The sequence below is a fragment of the Streptomyces sp. WM6386 genome (assembly GCF_000972385.1).
Lineage (GTDB): Bacteria > Actinomycetota > Actinomycetes > Streptomycetales > Streptomycetaceae > Streptomyces.
In genome coordinates this window covers 1-525 of the sequence record NZ_JXTE01000430.1, presented here as the reverse complement: position 1 = coordinate 525, position 525 = coordinate 1, and the positions used below count along the sequence as shown (strand labels likewise).

1 protein-coding gene and 1 pseudogene are annotated in these 525 nt (G+C 70.7%); one reads left to right on the top strand and one right to left on the bottom strand.

All coding sequences use genetic code 11. The annotated features are described in order from the left end of the window. Positions 1-89, top strand: a pseudogene (locus TN53_RS48915) (methyltransferase type 11); the annotation flags it as partial. Between the two features lie 91 nt (positions 90-180). Here the strand turns inward: TN53_RS48915 and TN53_RS42090 are convergent. After that, positions 181-525 (bottom strand): PP2C family protein-serine/threonine phosphatase (locus tag TN53_RS42090; RefSeq protein ID WP_159038285.1); only part of this gene is annotated, 345 nt, incomplete at its 5' end.

Genomic DNA, 525 nt, shown 5'->3' with positions numbered 1-525 from the left:
ACGAGCAACGGCCACGCGTAGCGCCCCACGGCGGCGCCGGCGCGCACCATACCAACGACCTGGTCCTGCGCGTACGCCGACTGCGCTGAGAACCTCGCTCACCGGCAGGAAATGAGGCGGGGGGCCCGGCGGCGTGGGGAGGCTTGGGTCAAGGGAAAATCACCACCGGATGCGGGGGCGTCACCGTTCGACGGTGGCGTTCTGCGCGACATGGCACAGCAGCAGGCACACGTCGTCGTCGCGCTCGGAGTCGCTCAGCAGCGGGTCCAGTACGCGGTCCGCCGAGCCGTCCAGGTCCTCCAGTTCCGCGGGTCCGAACGCCGCGAGTGCGTCCGCGAGGCGGGCGATGCCCGGATCGATTCCCTGGGCGCGGCGTTCGACCAGTCCGTCGGTGTAGAGGGCCAGGGTCGAGCCGGGCGGGAGGTGGACGGTGTGGTCTTCGATCTGCTGGTCCAGTGGGATGCCCAGCATCGCACCGGGCTTGGCGTCCAGCGTGTGCACCTGGCCGTCGGGAGTCCGTAGCAC